The sequence below is a fragment of the Neoakkermansia glycaniphila genome, from assembly GCF_900097105.1.
Taxonomy (GTDB): domain Bacteria; phylum Verrucomicrobiota; class Verrucomicrobiia; order Verrucomicrobiales; family Akkermansiaceae; genus Akkermansia; species Akkermansia glycaniphila.
Window position 1 is genome coordinate 1,031,098 of sequence record NZ_LT629973.1, and the last position, 19,914, is coordinate 1,051,011.

The 19,914-nt window shown below is 56.4% G+C and carries 15 protein-coding genes; 11 read left to right on the forward strand and 4 right to left on the reverse strand.

The annotated features are described in order from the left end of the window. Nucleotides 1-10: 10 nt before the first annotated feature. From PYTT_RS04260 to PYTT_RS04280, 5 genes are all read left to right on the forward strand, one after another. Nucleotides 11-781: a succinate dehydrogenase/fumarate reductase iron-sulfur subunit gene (locus PYTT_RS04260; RefSeq protein WP_067774809.1), complete on the forward strand. Its 771-nt coding sequence runs from the start codon at nucleotides 11-13 to the stop codon at nucleotides 779-781. 686 nt (nucleotides 782-1,467) lie between these two features. Then, nucleotides 1,468-3,099, forward strand: a complete 1,632-nt coding sequence (locus PYTT_RS04265; protein ID WP_067774806.1) for a hypothetical protein — start codon at nucleotides 1,468-1,470, stop codon at nucleotides 3,097-3,099. Between the two features lie 340 nt (nucleotides 3,100-3,439). After that, nucleotides 3,440-4,159, forward strand: a complete 720-nt coding sequence (locus PYTT_RS04270; RefSeq protein WP_067774803.1) for a PEP-CTERM sorting domain-containing protein — start codon at nucleotides 3,440-3,442, stop codon at nucleotides 4,157-4,159. 145 nt (nucleotides 4,160-4,304) lie between these two features. Beyond that, nucleotides 4,305-5,222 carry a glycosyltransferase gene (locus tag PYTT_RS04275; RefSeq protein ID WP_067774801.1) on the forward strand — a complete coding sequence of 306 codons (918 nt, stop codon included), beginning with the start codon at nucleotides 4,305-4,307 and terminating at the stop codon, nucleotides 5,220-5,222. Between the two features lie 135 nt (nucleotides 5,223-5,357). Continuing rightward, entirely contained in the window at nucleotides 5,358-6,230 is an 873-nt protein-coding gene (locus PYTT_RS04280; RefSeq protein WP_067774798.1) for a PEP-CTERM sorting domain-containing protein, read from the forward strand. A 26-nt stretch (nucleotides 6,231-6,256) separates the two neighbouring features. On the opposite strand, the gene PYTT_RS04285 is transcribed toward PYTT_RS04280, so the two are convergent. Next, a complete protein-coding gene (locus PYTT_RS04285; protein WP_067774795.1) occupies nucleotides 6,257-7,885 on the reverse strand; it encodes an esterase/lipase family protein in 1,629 nt (542 codons plus the stop codon). A 317-nt stretch (nucleotides 7,886-8,202) separates the two neighbouring features. Between PYTT_RS04285 and PYTT_RS04290 the strand changes: the two genes are divergently transcribed. Beyond that, nucleotides 8,203-10,020, forward strand: a complete 1,818-nt coding sequence (locus PYTT_RS04290; protein WP_071133284.1) for an alpha-L-fucosidase — start codon at nucleotides 8,203-8,205, stop codon at nucleotides 10,018-10,020. Between the two features lie 15 nt (nucleotides 10,021-10,035). Here PYTT_RS04290 and PYTT_RS04295 read toward each other — a convergent pair whose 3' ends face one another. From PYTT_RS04295 to PYTT_RS04305, 3 genes are all read right to left on the reverse strand, one after another. Further along, nucleotides 10,036-10,896, reverse strand: coding sequence for a hypothetical protein (locus PYTT_RS04295; protein WP_141675776.1), 861 nt, complete (start codon nucleotides 10,894-10,896; stop codon nucleotides 10,036-10,038). Between the two features lie 12 nt (nucleotides 10,897-10,908). Beyond that, the gene (locus PYTT_RS04300; RefSeq protein ID WP_067774784.1) at nucleotides 10,909-12,384 is read right to left on the reverse strand and encodes an MBOAT family O-acyltransferase; all 1,476 of its coding nucleotides are present in this window, start codon (nucleotides 12,382-12,384) and stop codon (nucleotides 10,909-10,911) included. Between the two features lie 102 nt (nucleotides 12,385-12,486). Then, the gene (locus tag PYTT_RS04305; RefSeq protein ID WP_083076612.1) at nucleotides 12,487-14,070 is read right to left on the reverse strand and encodes a sulfatase; all 1,584 of its coding nucleotides are present in this window, start codon (nucleotides 14,068-14,070) and stop codon (nucleotides 12,487-12,489) included. A gap of 138 nt (nucleotides 14,071-14,208) precedes the next feature. On the opposite strand from PYTT_RS04305, the gene PYTT_RS04310 reads away from it, so the two are divergent. From PYTT_RS04310 to PYTT_RS13645, 5 genes are all read left to right on the forward strand, one after another. Next, the gene (locus PYTT_RS04310; protein ID WP_141675775.1) at nucleotides 14,209-15,453 is read left to right on the forward strand and encodes a hypothetical protein; all 1,245 of its coding nucleotides are present in this window, start codon (nucleotides 14,209-14,211) and stop codon (nucleotides 15,451-15,453) included. A gap of 121 nt (nucleotides 15,454-15,574) precedes the next feature. After that, nucleotides 15,575-16,360 carry a phosphonoacetaldehyde hydrolase gene (gene phnX / locus PYTT_RS04315; RefSeq protein WP_067774778.1) on the forward strand — a complete coding sequence of 262 codons (786 nt, stop codon included), beginning with the start codon at nucleotides 15,575-15,577 and terminating at the stop codon, nucleotides 16,358-16,360. Nucleotides 16,361-16,373: 13 nt separating this feature from the next. Further along, on the forward strand, nucleotides 16,374-17,459 hold the full coding sequence (phnW, locus tag PYTT_RS04320; protein WP_067774775.1) for a 2-aminoethylphosphonate--pyruvate transaminase: 1,086 nt from the start codon (nucleotides 16,374-16,376) through the stop codon (nucleotides 17,457-17,459). A gap of 65 nt (nucleotides 17,460-17,524) precedes the next feature. Beyond that, nucleotides 17,525-18,277 (forward strand): ABC transporter ATP-binding protein, encoded by a 753-nt coding sequence (locus PYTT_RS04325; protein WP_067774772.1) that lies wholly within the window; start codon nucleotides 17,525-17,527, stop codon nucleotides 18,275-18,277. After that, nucleotides 18,270-19,898, forward strand: a complete 1,629-nt coding sequence (locus PYTT_RS13645; RefSeq protein WP_067774769.1) for an ABC transporter permease subunit — start codon at nucleotides 18,270-18,272, stop codon at nucleotides 19,896-19,898. The genes PYTT_RS04325 and PYTT_RS13645 overlap by 8 nt, the downstream gene beginning before the upstream one ends. The last annotated feature ends 16 nt before the right edge of the window (nucleotides 19,899-19,914 follow it).

Genomic DNA, 19,914 nt, shown 5'->3' on the forward strand with positions numbered 1-19,914 from the left:
AAAGATTATCATGGCCAAAACCCTTAATCTCACCCTCAAGGTATGGAGACAGGAAAATGCGGAAGCCAAAGGCCGCATCGAAACCTACGCCGCCAAGGACATCCCCGAAGACGCCTCCTTCCTTGAAATGCTCGACATCGTCAACGAAGGCCTCGTCAATGACGGTAAGGAACCCATCCACTTCGACCACGACTGCCGCGAAGGCATCTGCGGCATGTGCTCCCTGACCATCAACGGCGTGCCTCACGGCCCCGAACGCAAAGTCACCACATGCCAGCTCCACATGCGCAAATTCCGCGATGGAGACACCATCTGGATCGAACCCTTCCGTGCCAAGGCATTCCCGATCCTGCGCGACCTCATGGTCGACCGTACCGCCCTCGATAAAATCATCGCCGCCGGCGGTTACATCGACGTGCGCACCGGTTCCGCACCGAATGCCAACAACATCCCGGTCAAAAAGAGCTGCGCCGACGCCGCTTTCGACGCCGCCGCCTGCATCGGCTGCGGAGCATGCGTCGCATCCTGCAAAAACGCATCCGCCATGCTCTTCACCTCGGCCAAGGCTGCGCACCTCAACCTGCTCCCGCAGGGCCAGCCGGAAAAAACCAAGCGCGTCCTCGCCATGGTTCGCCAGATGGATGCCCTCGGCTTCGGCAACTGCACCAACCAGTACGAATGCGAAGCGGCCTGCCCGAAAGGCATCAGCGTGGACAACATCGCCAAGCTGAACCGCGACTACATCGCAGCCATCGCACAGGAAGGCGTCAGCGTCTCCTGACGCACGATCCCCGGTTTCCGGTACTTTCCAAGCTGCTTCGCTCTCGCGAAGCAGCTTTTTTCTTTCCCCTTGAGGAAAACTGATTTTAAATCCGCTATACCTCAACAAAACCGCAAACAGAATATAATATATTGAATTCAAATATATTATAATAACATAATAATCCATGAGAAAAACAAATAACCCATGAAGAAATAACCACGCCCATCACCCCACGCGCCCAACCTCCAAACGGCAAACACCTATCCGCTTTACACTTGACAACGGATTTAAAATCCTCTAATTTAACGCTTCAATTGAACAATTGATAACCAATGACCACCAAAAAACCGGATGGTGACAGCCTTCCTTATTTAGCCTTCCGAAGCCCCGAAACTTGCTCAACCGGAAACGGAACGGCTGACTCTCCGATCCTTTGCCGACACCATGACATGGCCGGGCGCAGAACAAAACTCGTTTGTACGAGGCAGAACCAAGCCGAGTTTCATTCCACGCACCTCCCGATCAACCACGGGGCACTCTGAATCTTCATCCCCATTGCAGCCGAATCCAAAGCTCCCCCTACCACACCGGTTTGAGCAAGACAACGCGCCAGCAAAACCATACTTTTCCGAACGGCAACAACGCAGGCACCAAGCCAAAAGGCAAATCGACGCGTAAAACCGTTCGACACCTCACTCTCTCCCATGACCGATTCCAATAGCAACTCTCTCCGCCGTCTCGTCCACAAACTGGGCACATGGCCTGAAACCGTCTTTCTCTTCCTTCTCGGCTTCCTCGTCATCTGGTACGGCTCCACCTCCTCTCCCCGCTACGGATGGATGTATGCGCCCGATGCCAACATCTACCTCACGATGGGGCAGGCATGGCTGCAGGAAGGCCTGTTTCCCTATGCCGACCTGTTCGACCACAAAGGCCCCCTCATCTTCCTGATCGACGGCCTCGCTTCCCTGATCTCTCCCGGAGGCTACACCGGCCTCTACCTCATGGAATCGCTCGCCATGGGAGCCACCTTCATCATCTGGTACCGAATGGCCCTCCTGCTCCTGGGCTCGCATGCCCGGCGAATCCCGTTGATCGGCGTCTGCACCATGGCCATCCTTATCGGCTCGAAGGCACTCCTGCCGAAACTCTCCCTGGACTCCTCCATCCTCTCACAGGGCGGAGAAGCCGAACTTTACATCCTGTGCCTGATGAGCCTCAGCCTGCTCGCCCTGTTGAAAACACGCGGCACCCGCAGCTTCCTCTGGTCGATGATCGCCGGAGCATCGCTGGCCGGCATCAGCCTCATCAAATTCAACCTCGTCGTCTACTATCCCCTCCTCTGGGGAGCCTTCTGCCTGGCTGATTCCGCCACCACCTGGAAAAATGCCGCACGCAGCCTCATGGGGCAAATATCGGGATACCTGATGATCATCGCAGCCATGGTGCTGATCTTCGTTCTGCGTGGACACGGCGAACAGCTGTGGAACGTCTACATCGGATTCAATGCCCAATATCGCCCCACGCTATCCGGCAGTCTGGGCAACATGAAACATCTCTTTCTGGACAACACCGCCTTCCTCACCCTTGGAGGAATCGGCGCCGCCGCACTCGGCTGGTTTCCGCATCGCCGCAACGATCTTCGCGGATGGGCCAGCATCTCCCTCTCCCTGCTCTCCTACCTCGTCCTCATATTGATGATGAACGGGGTCACCATTATTCCCGGCTATATCTATTACCTGATCCCGTTGCTGCCCTACTTCTTCGCCGCCCTACTGCTCTTCTTCCATGGATTGATGAATCAGGGAACGACATGGGAATACGCCTTGCCGGCGCTTGCCGCCCTGCTCTACATACGCGACACCTCCATACCCCGTAACGATTCCAACAGTGCGGAAGTCATCGGCGAACTCTCCCGAGAAATCACCAGCCACGCCCAAGGCAGGCCGATACGCCTCCTATGCTACGGCTGTATGGACAGCGGACTCTACAGGGCGTTACGAGCCACGCCCCCCGTCTTCTACTACATGCACCCCAACGATCAGGAACAGCCGGACCGCAACGGCCCCCACTCCATCGGGCGCACCCAGGACAGCTATATCGAAAAGGGTGAAATCGATTACGTCCTCATGCGTTATCCGGTCAACCTGCCTCCCGGGCAAAAGCCATACTACAAAAACACCCGTGCCCAAGGCATCATGCAAAACCTCGTCGAACAAGGCACATGGGAACCTCTGGGAGATCCAAAACCGTTTGCACCTCAAGTCGAAGTCCGTCTTTATGCGCGCAAAACCGATCGAACCGCCCCTCCTGCGATCGGCAACGCAGCACAATAAACGTCGGACCACGGACACCGTCATCACATACGGATCACCACATGCCAAACCGCACCGTCTCACACACAACGGCGTTTTACGTCAATAGCAGTCCAACTGATTTGGAATCCGCTGGTCGCAAGCCGTACACATACTCGCGTCTAAGATACTCTTTCTGAAAGGCTGGGACACTCTAATCCCATCAAACATATTTGATGCGTACCCATTGATATCAAACGTGATTCAATCAAATTTCAGCATAAACGACCAATAACAAAAAAATTAATCGTTTCACCCTTGACAACGGATTCCAAATCCTCTACCCTGCCGCCGCAATCATACAATCGCCACTCATTCCATAATGAAAAAAACCTGGATTACACTTGCCGCTCTTTCCCTGTTCTCTGTTGCCTCTGCAGCAACCGATCCTTACACCGAATACCTGACGACCAATCCGACCCTCAAGCAGGACGGAATCAGCAATAAAGCGACAGGCAACGGAAACTACTACGGCTTCACATTCTCCTTCCAGAACACGCCGAATGCGGTGACGACCTCGAACGGCACGACTGTCACCACCCTGCCGTCCACACTCAAGCTCGACAGCCTCAGCCTCTACACGCGCTCCTCGGGCAGCTCCTCTTATACGAGCGCCTTTAAAATCGCCCTGTGCGTCTTCGCCTCCGACGGTTCCGCAGGACAACTCATCTCCATCTCCTCCAACGCGCAGGTCTCCACAGGTGCCAGCGCAGAAATGAAATTCAACTTTGCTTCCGGCGTCACACTGAACACCAGCGACCGCATTCAGGTGCTCTTTGTCAACGAAAACACGACGGCTGCCAACTGGGACTGGAATACGGCCCGCCTGAACCAGCCTGTCGGCATTTCCTTGCTCCTGTCTGAAAACAATCTGCCCAGCGGATGCGGCACATACAAAAACAATACGCTCAACAGCTGGGAAGGCCTGTACATCCCGTCCATGACGGTCAGAACACACACCGGAGCCATCCCCGAACCGGCGACTGCCGCCTTGAGTCTCCTTGGCCTCGCCGGATTGATGATGCGCCGCCGCCGCGCCTGATTCTCCACGGCTCCATACCGATCTTCCAACAAACTGCCTTCTTCACCGAAGGCAGTTTGTTGCATTCTAAGCATCCGCCGGGCAAACGGGACGCCTACTCTTGCATTGGCTCTCATCTTATGGTACAAAAACCTGTATCTCTCGCATGAAATTCTGGATCGTCACCCCCACATTCAACAGCCTGCAATGGCTTCCTCAATGCATCCGCTCCATAGCCGATCAGGCGCAAGAAGGCATTGAAATCCACCATCACGTTCAGGATGGAGGGTCAACGGACGGCACCGCGGCGTGGCTGCAGGAATATTCCGACGAATGCACGCGGCAACAACCTCCGAACTACCGCTTCTCCTACGCCAGCAAGCGCGACCGGGGCATGTATGACGCCATCAACATCGGCTGGGCTCTGGCTCCTTCCGACATCGACATCATCGCCCATCTGAACAGCGATGAACAATACCTGCCCGGAGCCCTTTCCAAAGTAGCCGAAGCCGCTGCACAACACCCCCGTGCGGACATCCTTCTCGGCACCTACATCATTCTTGACAAAAACAGCCGCTACATCGCCCATCGGCGCCCTGTCCCCCCCCGCGTCTGGTCATCCTACTACACCTGCGCCGTCATCACCAACTCGTGCTTCCACCGCGCTTCGGCATTCCGTCGGCACGGCATCCGGTTCGACATCCGCTGGAAAAGCATCAGCGATATGGTCTTCTACTCCGCACTTGCCCGGGCCGGGCTCCGTTTCCAAACCATCCCGGTCGTCACCTCGGCCTTTTATTGCACAGGAGACAACTTGGCGTGGTCTGAAGCATCGTGGAAAGAAGGCACCGAGTATGCGCGCCATATTCCCTGGTGGGCCAGTAAATTGAACCCTTTCATTTACCGATGGGTCAACCTCAAGCGCCGATTGGCGGATATAGGCCAGCCGGCGCCTCGTGAATATGCCGTTTACCTGCCACACACGGATGTGCGTACGACATGGCCCATTCATCACCCCACCGTCTGCTGGGGTTTTCGTACGACTAGCAGTGAACCTGCCGGAGAAACGCTTGCGGACTCTTGAGTCACCGAATCGCTCTTCGAAGCGGTTCACACACATTATATAGATATGTGCGTATTGCATGACGCGCTCTATTGTGGATTGCAGCGATAATTCATATTATTATAATTGTTCCAATTAAAAGAACAACTCGATTAGATGCCACGCCTTCATTCTTCATCCATTCTTCAAGCTCTCCTCATCCTTTCCGGCCTGATTCTGACTCTACTTCCCACGCGTTCCGAAGCTGCAGTCCCATCCCTTTCGGATGGGTACACCTACGTATGGACGGATTTTCGCACACTTAACGAAGGACCGGTCGACGACCTCAAAATGACCGTTTCCAACGGTGTATTCAATGAGCAGGGCCACCTCATCCTGCAGGGCGGCCATGCCAACATCGATTTCAAAAACTCCATCTACGCCCCTTCGCTGGCGGAAAGCAAGGCCTTCTCCATCGCCATCACCTATGCCGCAGGCTCCGTCAAAGACTTGTCGACGCTCTTCTCCACATCCTTCTATGGAGGCACAGGCGCCGATCCGGCATGGTATAACGGCCTCCTCGGCATCCAATACGACCCCACGACGGGAGTGGCCGATATCGGTTACGGATCGCCCAAGCAATCGGGCAGCCTCATGCCCGGTTCCGTAGCCAACATCCTTGCATCGGCCGACCTCACCGTCATGCTCGAGCAAAACATGCAGGGCGAACTCACCATCGGCTTCTATGCAGGAAGAACGCTCATCGCATCCGTCATGTCGCCGTCCTACATCACGGAAAACATCACCTTGGGCAATCTCTACATCGGGGGCAAGGGCAATGCCGACTCCGCCAACACCACGGGCAGCTTTCAGGAAGGCAGCGATATGACCGTCATCGGCATGGGGTTGCGCACCTATGGCACCTTCGATGAAGAAGCTAGGCAACGCTATTTCGACGAACTGGGCATTCAGGACATCATTCCCGAACCCGGCAGCGCGGCCCTTGCCATCCTCGGTCTTGCCGGATTCGCCTTGCGCCGCCGCCGCTGACGCACCGAACTCCGTTCAGGCAAGTTCTAGCGCAAAAGCTTCAACTGGCGCAGATGCTCCAGCAGGATGCGCTGCACCTCCTCCGCCGTCTCCGGCACATCCTGCACACTGTGCCCAGAGGGCACGATCTTCTCGGATTGCACCCCATACAAATGGCTGGACCAATACGGCACAATGCCATCCGAACTGCGCGGAGTATTGCCGCGCCCCCGGTCTCCGATAATGGAATGCACGGGCATCGGCTTGATTTTCAACTCCGAAAGTCCCTTGATCGCATAACCGTGCGGAGAAAGCTGGCGGATGCTTTTCATCTCCTCCAAAGCCTTTTCCGGGTGCAGGAAAACAAAATCGTCCTGCAGAGTCACCGCCTTCAGCGTCTGCATCAGAATATTCTGCGGCAGGCGAATAATCCATGAACCGATCTGTGAAAGCCAACTATCCGCAAACGGAGCCCCCCTGTGAGGAGTCGCCAGAAAAATCACGCGTTTCGGCTCTTTGAGAGGCTTGAAGAAAAAGCGGCTGCGAAACGACTCCAAGGCCGGATTCGGGAACGGCTTGTCCACATACTTCGATGTCAGGCTGCTCCTGTACGCCGGGACAATCTCCTCGCGCAAAATATTCCAAGGCTGCTCGCTCAGACTGTAGCGGGTAATCAACCCGCCCATCGAATGGCCGATCACCACCATCTCGTCCCATTTCCTGTCCCGGTGCCGGGGATCGAGCTCCTGCCGGGCTTCATGCAAAGCCCGACGGAAGGCATCCGCGCTGACAAGCCACGTCACCCCCGTCGGATAGGAAAAATACCAGAACTGGTAATTCTTGCGAATCTCGGGATTCTTCAACAGCCAGTTCGTCAAATTGGAAAACGTACCGGGGCTCGACATCAGGCCATGTACCAATACCACCGGAATCTTGTTCGGATTATACGGCTCCGTAAACGAAAGCCCCGTCACGCTTTGCAGCTTCTGCGGGCGAAACAGTCCCAGCAGGCGCATATCATTCGCATGGGTCAGCCGCCAATAGAGCGAAATCGGTACGGAAAAATCCCCGGCCAACCTATACTCCATCCGGCCCACCGGCACATTCTCGCGATTCAAACGCAGGAAGAAATGCAGAACGGGCTTCTGACGGCTCTTCGGATCCTTGGGAAACGAAAGCACCGCCGTAATCGTATGCACATTGCCCCAGTCCTTCACCACCCGGAGATTCCTGATCTTCTTCGCATCCTCCGGTTGCACGACACCTGCCAGCGGCACACCCAGACCGCGCACCGTATTACGCTCCTCCAAATCGTCCGGATTGATATCCGTGCAAGGCACCATATCCGCATACACCTCGCGAAGCTTCAAATTCTCGCCGAAATCGCGGGCGAAAGTGAAGGGATAGGAAGTATCCGCAAGATCGATCGGCTTGCCGGAAACTTGCTTGGAATGGAAATTCTCATAACGCACACTGCGGAAAATCATATCCAGCGCATGGTTATACCGGGCCAAGGCAGCCCCCCACTCCGCCGACCGGTCAGGGTTGCCCATCACGTACCACGCTTCACGAGCCTCAGCAACATAAAAGGCGTACGACTTCTGCTGCAAAGTCACCTCGGTCGGCTTCGGTTCGGGAATCGGCGTCGACACGCAGCCGGATACAACCGCCAGCATCAGGGCAATCCATATGCCCCGAAGAGAAATAAACAAAGATGGCCACCATGTGCCCACGGACGTATCAGTAAAAATTCGAACCCGACGAATGGCTTCGGATTCATCATAGGCGGTGCCCCCCACCCTGTCAAGACTGCAACAAGCCCATATGTCCGCCACTTCTGACATCATCCCCGCAAACGCCTACCTAACTTGAAAATACTATTCATAAACATCTTATCAAAACAAACAACCCCTTCCGGCACCCGGATCGACCTGTTATCTTTCTGTTTGACCTCACACGATAACAGTGTTAACATTGCAATATGCGCTCATTCATGATTCCGCTCATCGCTCTCACAACCTCCAGCCTGCAGGCCAATGAACTGCCCGACCCTGGCCTTGCGCGGCAGGCCGTCACCTCGCCCGAAGCTGTACAGATCAAAGACTTCACCCACATGCCCCCTCAGGACCGCGACGAGCGCATGCAATGGTGGCGGGACGCCCGTTTCGGAATCTTCATCCACATCGGTCCCTACGCCGTCATGGGTGGAGAATATAAAGGCAAAGTACCGCATCCATGTGCCGAATGGATCATGAACTTCGGCAAAGTGCCCGCAGAAGAATACAGAAAAAATGCCTCTCAACTCACTCTGGATAAATTCGACGCCGATGCCTGGGTACAGGCCATCAAAGCTGCCGGAGCCAAATACATCATCGTCACAACCAAGCACCACGACGGATTCTGCATGTTCGATTCCGCCCTGACCGACTACAACGTCAAAAAAGCCACTCCCTACGGCAAAGACTTCCTGAAAGAACTATCCGACGCATGCCGCAAACACGGCATCATCTTCGGCACATACTACTCCGTACTTGAATGGGACAACCCCAAACTCGGATTCATCCCCGCCAAAAACAAAACAGGATACCTCCCCTACATGAAAGGCCAGCTCGCCGAACTCATCGGCAAATACGGCACCGAAGTCCTGTGGTTCGACGGTGAATGGGAAGGCTGGTGGAAGGATGCGGACGGCCGGGAAATCTACAACTACCTGCGCACCCTCAAACCGGACATCATCGTCAACAACCGCATCACCAAAGCTCGCAAGGGCATGGCCGGTATGAGCAAAGACGATATGTTCGGCGCCGATTTTGGCACTCCCGAACAGGAAATTCCGGATACCGGCCTGCCGGGCAAGGATTGGGAAAGTTGCATGACCATGAACAAATCCTGGGGCTACGCCAAACACGATCAGAATTGGAAAAGCACGCAAACGCTGATTCGCCACCTCATCGACACCGCATCCAAGGGCGGCAATTACCTCCTCAACATCGGTCCCATGCCAAATGGTGAAATTCCCCAGCCCAGCCTTGAACGCTTGGCGGAAGTCGGGCGCTGGATGGATAAAAACCATGAAGCCATCTACGGCACCACCCTCTCCACCTTCGGCAAACTCCCGTGGGGGCGCTCCACCACGAAAGGCGATACATCCTACCTCTTCATCTACGACTGGCCGCAGGACGGAAAACTCCTCATCCCGATCACTCCCGAAGGAGAACTCACCCTCAAGGCTCTGGACGGAGGCGCGACTGTTCCCTACGAGCGCATTCCCGGCGGCATCATGGCAGACATCGGAAAACTCTCCCGAGATCCTCATGCCACCGTACTCGCCATGACGGGCAAAGGCAAAATCATCGACGGCATCTCACCGCAAACCGACGGCAACTTCCTGCTGGACGCAAACACGGCACATCTCTCGGGAGGCGTCAAACTTGAAACACCGCCCGCCAGCGGCAAACTTGTCGGAGCATCGGAAAAAACCGTACAAAACATCGGTTTCTGGATGAAACAGCCTGATACGATCTCATGGAAGATCAACAATGCCAAGGCCGGCCATTACAAACTCGAAATCGACTACGCATGCGCGCCGGATACCGCAGGCACCCCCGTGGATATTGCACAAGGTTCGGACTCTCTCCAATGGACCGTCTCTCCCACGGCATCATGGCAGGATTACCGCACCGTCTCTCCCGGACTCATCCGCCTGCAGCAGGGCGACAACACCATTACGTTCAAGGCAGCAGCCAAACCGAAAATAGGCGTCGCCAACATCCGAAGCGTCCGCTTGACCCCCTCCTCACCGTCCCGCTGATCCGGTCGCGGCATTCTACCGCGATGCTTTCATGGCATCGCGGGCGATTGTATTGCGAAACGTACTTGTTTCCCGTGCCGTACTCTTCAAATGGTGCGTATCGGTAAACCGCAGCCGATCCTTGAAGGGAGCATCGGAGTAATCCAGAAAGGGCACGCCTGTTCTGGCCGCCGCTTCCATGCAAACACTCCGGTTGCGCCGCGTATCATCGCTTTCCGGCAAATGAGTGGGATACCACACGATACAGGGCCGGAACCCCTGCTTTTGCAAATCTTGTATACCTTGCATCACGGCATTCAGCCGACCGTCCGGCGCGCCAGCCCCACCGGAATGCACCTCCCTTTCGGGATGAAACCCCTCTTCATCGAAGCATGAATCCGCCCGATCCGCACCCGCATGAGACAGCAGTTTGTCGTACAGGAACGTCAACAGCAACGAGGAAGGCTTCGACCGGATGGAAAAATGCCTGCTTCCCTGAAACAAACGAAAATCCCACTTCTCCGTATCGCGAATCACTCCGGCATTCGTTCCCGAGGTAATCAGATTGCCTTCAACCACAGCCACCGTGCCGGGTTTGAACCTGCATTTCTTCAAAAACAGCATGCCGCCGAGAAAGGAACTGCCCGGAACGCCGATCACCGAAACCGAATCGGAAGACTGAAGGCGCTCTGTCATCGATGACCCCAGAATCACCGCATCGCCCTTCAAATCCTCCACATTCTGCAAACGCCCCAGCGTCACGAAATAGGGATTCTCCGCAATGAAATGCGCCTGCGATTCCTCCAGATACTCATATAACAGCCTCTGTCCGACAAAGCACAGCCCCATCGAAAAAAGAATACATACGGTAAAAATCCATGTCGAACGGCGAAGCATAGGAAGAAGGAATTAGAATTGGAAATAGACGAACCCGCATTGCGGCCCAGAATTCGTCAGAATCAGGAAAATCATGGCGCCGTACAGGCAACCGAACAGGCGCGGATAATGCATATCGCCGTTCCATGCGGTCATCCGGTATTCCTTGAGCCAGCCATACACGTGATACAAAACCACCAAAGAACCGAACAGGCACACACTGTACACACTCATATTGCCAAGCAGATCGGCCGGAGTGCAGGCAAAATTTGTCCATACCTGCCGGAAGAACAAAAACACCGTACCGATATCGGGCATCAGGAACGTCGTCCAGAGGCAGGCGACGACCGTGAAACAATAGACGATCTTCACCAGCGAAGGAATGCGCACCGAAGCCAGTGCCGGACGGTTCCCCAGAAAACGCTCTGCCGCCAGAAACAAACCGTGCATCGTCCCCCACAGGGCGAACTTCCAGTCGGCGCCATGCCATAGCCCGCCGAGGAACATCACCAAGAAAAGATTCAGGTAAGTCCGGCACGCCCCCTTGCGGTTGCCGCCCAGCGGAATATACAGATAATCGCGCAGCCAAGCGGAAAGAGTCATATTCCACCGCTGCCAGAAATGGGTCAGGCTCGTACTGATATACGGGAAATTGAAATTGATCGGGAAACGGTAGCCGAACAATGCGGCAAGACCGATCGCAATCATGGAATATCCGCCGAAATCGGCGAAAATCTGCATACTGTAGCCGAACAGCATCAGCAGCAGCGTCACGCCGTTTTGAGAAGCGATATAATCGGAACTCTGCAACACGCTCGTCACCGGTGCGAGATTATCCGCAACCACCATCTTGAAAAAGTACCCGGCCACGCAATACCTGAACGCCCGTTGCCAATCGATCCCGGCAAAAACCTTGGCCTTGATCTGCGGCCAGAAATAATGCGCCTTGATGATCGGCCCGGCGATCAATTGCGGAAAAAACAGCAAATACAGCCCCATATCGCGGAATGTATTCGAATACACCGTCTTCCGGGGTGCCGTCCGTATCAGATTGTCGTAGGCATGCACCTTCCCGCGGCTCATATCCACCACCATACTGATGCCGTGGAACGTGTAGAAGGAAATGCCGATCGGCAAGGGAATGGAACGTACGCTCTCCACAAACTCCGGAGAACAGAAAGGAAACAGTCCGACCACAAGCCCTGCATACTTGAACACGCCGAGCAACAGTAAATTCAGCACGACCGCCAGCCGCACCCACGTCTTCACGCCTTGTTCATGGTCGTTCAGCCGATGCTGCAGAATCTTGACGGTGGCAAACGTATTGCCGCCGCATGAAACGGCCAGCAGCCCCAGAAGCCTCCAGTCCTCCCATCCGTAAAACACCGTACTGGCAATCAGCAAAACGATCGATTGCACGCATTTTCGTGCCGGAATATTCGGAACGGCGTAAAACAGGCCGAACGTCACCACCAAAAGCACAACGAATTCCCACGAATTAAACAGCATAGAGAGAGTAGCGACAAAGCGCGGCGGAATTATATCCACCGCGCATAAAAAGTCAAGGCTGCACGAAAAATCCTCGTGCAGCCTCGCATATCATCAGGCAAATCACCCCTTGCGCGAAACAGCAGCCCCGGGCATCACGAACTGCGCGGGCTTCTTCGTCTGCGCATCGATGGGGAACTGGGCATCGTGCCGCTTGTGCTCCGCCACGAGCTTGCGGGCCATCTCCGCGAGCTTCTTCGGCTCGGCATCGGCAAGATTCTTCTGCTCTCCGATATCGTCCTTGAGATTGTAAAGCTCCCACGCCTTCGTATGGTAATGGTAGATCACCTTCCAGTCTCCGTCGCGCAGAAGCACATAATAGGCATCCTGATGCTCATGCGGGAAATTGACGAAATACGTCTGCGGACGGTCGCACTTGCCTTCGGCGGTCAACAGCCCGCTGATATCCTGGGAATCCAGCTTGGCAGGCACCTTGCCCTTCACCATCGAACCGAAAGTCGCAAACATATCCTGAAGCGCAACGACACGGTCACATGTACTGCCCGGCTTGATGGCGTACTTCTTCTGCAGGGGATTGTCGGGATTCGGCTTCGCCCATGCAATAATCAGCGGCGTCCTGATACCGCCTTCATAAGGAGTGCCTTTCATCCCGCGCAAAGGCTGGCAGGGCTGGGGCTTGGGAGCCGTCCCGCCGTTATCGGAGGCAAACACGATCAGCGTATTCTCGGCCACTCCTTCCTTCTCCAGCGTATCCAGCAGGGACAGAATCGACTTATCCATCCCGGAAATCAGAGTCGCGTACTTCTTCAGTGCACCGTTCAGCTTCGGATACGTCGCGGCAAACTGAGGATCCATCATCAGGGGACCATGCACGGCATAATGCCCGAAATAGGCGAAAAACGGCTTCTTCATGCCCACGGACTTCTTGATCTCACGCGTCATCTCCGTATTCAGGGCGTCCGTCAGGAACGTATCCGAACCGTGATACTTCTCCAGATCGGGCACATCGCGCGGCCCCATCTTCTTCTGCTCGCGGAAGGCTTTCTCCGCATAATTGTCCTTGCCGAGATAGGAACCGGGCTGCCCCGCGCCGCATCCGCCGACATTCACATCGAAACCGAGCGCCTCCGGCTGGGCCGCCTTATTGGGCGTCGGGCCAAAATGGGCCTTCCCCACGAAAATGGTTCTATATCCTGCACCCTTGAACATCTTCGCCATGCTCGGATCCTTGGCCGTCAAACCTTGAATACGCCATGCCGGAGGATTCATCGTCTTGATGCCGTGCATACTCGTATCCTTTGGCTGTCCGGGATCCGTCCAGTTCGTAATATGGGTACGCGACGGATTGAGGCCGGTCATGATCGCCGTACGGCTGGGAGAACAAACGCTCGGAGTATAAGCCTGGGTAAACCGCATCCCGCGCTCCGCCAGCTTCTCCATACCCGGCGTCTTGAAAATCCCGTTACCCGGCGAAGCCACGGGCTGACCATTGGCATCGAACCGGAACGGCACGGACGTATCCTGCCAGCCCATATCGTCCACCAGAATAAACAGAATATTCGGTTTCTCCTCATCCTGAGCCGCACGTGCAGCGGGAAGCACACTCCATGCCGCCGTTGCGCAGAGACACGCGGCATGCCACATGCGCGCACTCGCCCTCTTTTGTAGGAAGTTCAAGCGTTTCATCGCGTTGCATATATCAGAAAAAGCATCTCAAATCAAACACAAAAGCCTTCGCCCGAAAAAGAGCACCTCTACATCTGGCAAAATCGTAACGAAAAACCCATCGCAGAAACCGGAACCGCTGCTATCTTGTACCCATCCATGACCACTCGACTCATTACCATGACTGCCCTGCTCGCAGGACTCTCCCTCACCGCAACCGCAGACAACCGGCCCTTCACCACGCCCCTCGGACTGTGGCAGCAAACATACGGCCAGCCCGACGGCAAAGTCCACCTGTACCATAATCCGGACAACCCATACGTGCAGGAATTGAACGTCTCCCTCCGCGCCCAGTACCAGGCAGCCTCCGTCTCTCCGAACGGAGCTTCGACATACCCCGGCAGCGGAGGCCACACCGACGAATGGAGGCGGCTCCGCCTCGGATGGAATGCCAAGGCGCTCACCAACCTCAGAATCACCAACATCTGGAACATGGGCGGAGTGGACAGCCTCGGCTACTACAAAAACGGCCAATGGTACGACCATGGCATGACCCACGGCAACCTCTACGAAGCCAACATCGAATACAGCTTCAGCGACTTCACCATCGGCGCAGGCAAAATACTCCCCGTCATCCTCGCGGAAAACCGCATTTCCAGCTCCAAATACAAACTGCCCGAACTCTCCGCCGTCGAAAACCAGCTCGTCAGCGACAGCTCCTTCGGCCTCTGGATCTGCAACGACGAAAAGAAAAACGACCTCGGCTACTATGCCGGCATCTGGTCGAACAGCGAAAAACGCAGCCGAGGCACATGGGGAACATGGGAATCCGCCAACGCCAACATCGGACTCTCCTACAAAGCCGACAACCTCATCCTGCAAAACGGGCGCATCTACTTCGACTGGATCCACAACTTCGACGACATGGATATCCGCTCTTACCGGTACAAAAACGTCGGCACCAAAGCGCGCGACATCTTCGCTCTCTACTACTATGGCAAGCAAGGCCCCTTTGAACTCATGATGGAAGGCATCTGGGCCCAAAACATCGCCGATTACAAGCAGGGAGGAAAAACCGTCTCCCCCTCCCATCTCGCCGGACTCACCGTCATGCCCTCGTGGAACCTGTCGCCACATGTCCAGGCCGTCATGCGCTACCAACTCGGTACGGGCTCACAGGCCGTCTGCCTCAACAAACGCTACGCCTCCCTCGTCGACACGCAGGGCAGCTACGTCGATACCTATCAGGCCGTCGCGCTCGGCTTCAACTTCTACATGTATGCCGACGATCCCGCACGCCTCAAAATCATGACCATGGCTGAATACGGCCACTCCAGCGGCTCCGCTCCGGGCCATGGATTCACCGGATGGTCGTTCATCGGCGGCGTCTATACCAACTTCTGAATAAACACGTATCACATCATGTGACGATTTTGGCACAAAGTCCCCCTTTGCATCCCAACATCACGGTGCTACATTGCCAAAGACATCCCACCACGGGAACAACACTTCCTTACATCGCAACATGAACAAAATCAATTGCATCATCATGGACTGGGCCGGCACGGCCATCGACTTCGGCTGCTTCGCCCCCCTGCATGTCTTTCTCCGCGTCTTTGCCGAAAAAGGCATGAACATCACCTACCGCCAGGCACGCGAACCCATGGGCCTCCTGAAAATCGACCACATCCGCGCCATCCTCAAAATGCCTGCCGTCGCCGAACAATTCGCCGCCGTTCACCATCGTCCATGGGTCGAAGAAGACATCCTGGAAATGTACTCCAGCTTTGAAAAACACCTCTTCGCCAGCCTCCGGGACTTCACCACTCCCATCCCCGGCGTCGTCGAAACCATCGAAAACCTCAAGGCACAAGGCATCAAAATCGGCTCCACCACCGGATACACCCGGCAGATGATGGACATCGTGCGCCCCGACGCTGCCGCCAAAGGCTACACCGTCGACAACCTCGTCACCCCCACGGGCCTCCCTGCAGGCCGCCCGGCTCCTTACATGATCTACAAAAACATGATCGACCTCGCCATCCCCTCCGTCGATCAAGTCGTCAAAGTCGGCGACACCATCGCCGACATCCGCGAAGGATTGAATGCACAGGTACACACCGTCGGCATCATCACCGGCAGCAACGAACTCGGCCTCACTCAAGAAGAATATGACTCCATGCCTGCGGACGAACTCGCTGCCCTCAAGGAAGAAGTTCGCAGCCGCATGCAGGATGCAGGCGCCCACTACGTACTCGACACCATCCTCGAACTCCCCTCCTGCATCAAAGACATCAACAGCAGCCTCTAACCACATACCAGCCATGAGAAATTACCTCCTCCTCACCCCAGGTCCCCTCAGCACCTCCGAAACCGTCCGCAACGCCATGCTGCAGGACTGGTGCACCTGGGACAAAGACTACAACGAAGGCGTCGTCACCGCCATCCGCTCCGAACTCCTCCAAATCGCCGGACTCGGCGACGAATACACCACCGTCCTCCTCCAGGGCAGCGGCACCTACAGCGTCGAAGCCACCCTCAGCTGCTGCGTCGGCCCGCAGGACAAACTCCTCATCTTCGCCAACGGAGCCTATGGCAACCGCATGGCGGACATCGCCCGCTACCACAAACTCGACCACACCCTCGTCTCCCTCAAGGAAACCGAGCAAATCACCGTCGACATCGTCCGCCAGAGCCTCGCCGCCCACCCGGACACCACCCACCTCGCCGTCGTCCACTGCGAAACCACCACCGGCATCATCAACCCCATCGAAGACATCGCCGAAGTCCTCCGCGGCAGCGGCATCACCTTTATCGTCGATGCCATGAGCAGCTTCGGCGGCATCCCCATCGACATCGCCGGACTCGGAATCGACTTCCTCGTCAGCAGCTCCAACAAATGCATCCAGGGCGTACCCGGCTTCGGCCTCATCATCGCCAAACGCACCGCCCTCGCCGCCTGCGAAGGCATCTCCCGCTCCCTCTCGCTCGACATCTACGACCAGTGGAAGGAAATGGAACAGGGCCACGGCAAATGGCGCTTCACCTCACCCACCCACGTCGTCCGCGCCTTCTTCCAGGCCCTCAAGGAACTCCGTGAAGAAGGCGGCATCGAAGCCCGCCACCGCCGCTACGAAGAAAACCACCGCATCCTCGTACAAGGCATGCGTGAAATCGGCTTCACCACCCTCCTGCCCGATGCCGTACAATCACCCATCATCACCTCCTTCCTCTACCCGGAACAGACCTTCGTCTTCGCCGACTTCTATGAAGAGTTGAAACAGCGCGGCTTCGTCATCTACCCCGGCAAAATCTCCGAAGCCCCCACCTTCCGCATCGGCAACATCGGCGACGTCTTCCCCGACGACTTCCGCCGCCTCGTCGATGCCATCGCAGACATCCGCCGCTAACCCCTCCCCCTCATACGACACAGCAACCGCCGCCCCAGCAAGGGGCGGCAACCCTCCCTCCCGCCATGCTTCAACTCAAAAACATCAAAAAAACCTACAACGGCAAAGCCGTCCTGAACGGCATCGACCTCGACATCGACACCGGGGAAATCGTCTCCATCCTCGGACCCTCCGGCAGCGGAAAAACCACCCTCCTCAACGTCATCCTCGGCCTCACCGACCTCGACGAAGGCCAAATCATCTTCAACGGCGAAGACCTCAGCCGCACCCCGATGAAACAGCGTGGCTTCAACATCGTCTTCCAGGACTACGCCCTCTTCCCCAACCTCAACGCCTACGAAAACATCATCTACGGCCTCAAAAACAAACCAGGCGTCTCCACCAAACGGGAAGTCCGCGAACTCATCGCCCTCCTCGGCCTCGGCAACCACCTCGGCAAAACAGTCGACCAGCTCTCCGGCGGCCAGAAACAGCGCGTCGCCCTCGCCCGCACCCTCGTCATGAAACCCCGCGTCCTCCTCCTCGACGAACCCCTCAGCGCCCTCGACGGCGTCATCAAGGAATCCATCAAGGAACGCATCAAAACCATCGCCAGCGACTACAACCTCACCACCATCATCGTCACCCACGACCCCGAAGAAGCCCTCACACTCTCCGACCGCGTCCTCATCCTCAACGAAGGCGGCATCTCCCAATACTCCACCCCGCGCGAAATCATCCACAACCCGCACAACGGCTTCGTCAGGCAATTCATCCTGAACCAGCTCGAAATCAAGCGGAACAACATCTTCAGCCTCTTCGAGGGAGCATATGCCTGAAAAAAGCATCGAACTCAAGGCCGTCTTCTGGGCAGTCCTCCTCATCTTCGGAGCCTTCCTCGCCTACCCCATCGCCCTCCTGCTGGGCCGCTCCCTCATGGAACAGGGAGCGCCCGGGCTCGACAACTACATCCGCATCCTCGGAAGCCCGGCCGTCCTCACCTCCTTCGGCCACAGCTTCACCGTATCCGCCACGGCTGCGCTCATCACCACCGTACTCGCCTTCTTCCTCGCGTACACCGTCCATCACACCGCACTTCCCCGCGCCCTCAAAAAAACCGTCGGAGCCGTCACCGTCGCCCCGATGTACCTCCCCACCATCACCTACGGCTTCGTCATCATCTACGCCTTCGGCAAAGAAGGCCTCATCACCCACCTCCTCGGCGGCACCCAAATCCTCGACATCTACGGCTTCCGCGGCATGCTCCTCGGCTACGTCATCTACACCCTCCCCATCGCCTATCTACTCATCAACAACACCTTCAAATACGTCGACAAAAACTTCGCCACCGTCTCCCGCATCATGGGAGACACCCCCGTCCGCACCTTCTTCGGCACAGCCGTCCGCCCCCTCGTCGGCACCCTCGGAGCCGCCTTCATCCAAAGCTTCACCCTCAGCTTCACGGACTTCGGCATCCCCGCCTCCATCGGCGGCCAATACGATGTCGTCGCCCTCCACCTCTACAACGAAATGCTCGGCGCCATCCCCAACTTCTCCGGAGGAGCGGCCATCGCCATCCTCATGCTCCTCCCCTCCATCGCCAGCATCATCCTCATCAACAGACTCGAACGCTACAACTTCCGCTACAGCAAAATCTCCAAACAGGAAATCCGCAAAAGCCCGCTCCGCGACACCGTCTGCGCCGGAGGCTCCCTCGCCCTCGCCATCGGCATCGCCGCTGTCTTCGCCATCATGTTCATCGTCCCATTCGTCCGTCACTGGCCCTACGACACCACCTTCACCTTCGACACCTTCACCACCCAGCTCTCCGCGCGCAACCTACTCGGCACCTACGGCAACACCCTCCTCGTCGCCTTCTTCAGCGCACTCGTCGGCACCATCGTCTCCTTCGGTGCAGCCCTCGTCACCGCCCGGTCCGGCATGGGAAGCAAAGCAAAAGGCGCGCTCAACGGCCTCGCCGTCGTCACCAACACCATCCCCGGCATGGTACTCGGCATCGCCTACCTCTTCGCCTACTCCGGCACATCCCTGCAAAACACATTTGCCATCATCATCATCTGCAACATCATCCACTTCTTCACCACCCCCTACCTCATGGGGAAAAACTCCCTGGAAAAACTCAACCGGAGCTGGGAATCCACCGCCTCCCTCATGGGAGACAGCTGGTTCACCACCCTCCGCCGCGTCATCATCCCGAACTCCGTCGGCACCCTGCTGGAAATCTTCTCCTACTACTTCATCAACAGCATGATCACCATCAGCGCCATCATCTTCCTCGTCGGCGCACGCACCGGAGTACTCACCACCAAAATCAAAGAACTGCAGCACTTCGCCCAGTTCGATGCCATCTTCGTCATGTCCCTGCTCATCCTCGCCACCAACATCATCGTGCGCGTCGTCCTGGGCAGAACCGCCGCCAAATACATGCCGCGTGCATGACGACCACACATCCACA

Bases quoted from the DNA above. Each gene is read 5' to 3' on its own strand.
- PYTT_RS04265 (WP_067774806.1), top strand. From the start codon at position 1,468: ATGACCGATTCCAATAGCAACTCTCTCCGCCGTCTCGTCCACAAACTG.
- PYTT_RS04285 (WP_067774795.1), bottom strand. From the start codon at position 7,885: ATGCTGGCGGTTGTATCCGGCTGCGTGTCGACGCCGATTCCCGAACCG.
- PYTT_RS04275 (WP_067774801.1), top strand. From the start codon at position 4,305: ATGAAATTCTGGATCGTCACCCCCACATTCAACAGCCTGCAATGGCTT.
- PYTT_RS04310 (WP_141675775.1), top strand. From the start codon at position 14,209: ATGACCACTCGACTCATTACCATGACTGCCCTGCTCGCAGGACTCTCC.
- PYTT_RS04300 (WP_067774784.1), bottom strand. From the start codon at position 12,384: ATGCTGTTTAATTCGTGGGAATTCGTTGTGCTTTTGGTGGTGACGTTC.
- PYTT_RS04260 (WP_067774809.1), top strand. From the start codon at position 11: ATGGCCAAAACCCTTAATCTCACCCTCAAGGTATGGAGACAGGAAAAT.
- PYTT_RS04290 (WP_071133284.1), top strand. From the start codon at position 8,203: ATGATTCCGCTCATCGCTCTCACAACCTCCAGCCTGCAGGCCAATGAA.
- PYTT_RS04295 (WP_141675776.1), bottom strand. From the start codon at position 10,896: ATGCTTCGCCGTTCGACATGGATTTTTACCGTATGTATTCTTTTTTCG.
- PYTT_RS04280 (WP_067774798.1), top strand. From the start codon at position 5,358: ATGCCACGCCTTCATTCTTCATCCATTCTTCAAGCTCTCCTCATCCTT.
- PYTT_RS04325 (WP_067774772.1), top strand. From the start codon at position 17,525: ATGCTTCAACTCAAAAACATCAAAAAAACCTACAACGGCAAAGCCGTC.
- PYTT_RS13645 (WP_067774769.1), top strand. From the start codon at position 18,270: ATGCCTGAAAAAAGCATCGAACTCAAGGCCGTCTTCTGGGCAGTCCTC.
- PYTT_RS04305 (WP_083076612.1), bottom strand. From the start codon at position 14,070: ATGAAACGCTTGAACTTCCTACAAAAGAGGGCGAGTGCGCGCATGTGG.
- PYTT_RS04270 (WP_067774803.1), top strand. From the start codon at position 3,440: ATGAAAAAAACCTGGATTACACTTGCCGCTCTTTCCCTGTTCTCTGTT.
- phnX (WP_067774778.1), top strand. From the start codon at position 15,575: ATGAACAAAATCAATTGCATCATCATGGACTGGGCCGGCACGGCCATC.
- phnW (WP_067774775.1), top strand. From the start codon at position 16,374: ATGAGAAATTACCTCCTCCTCACCCCAGGTCCCCTCAGCACCTCCGAA.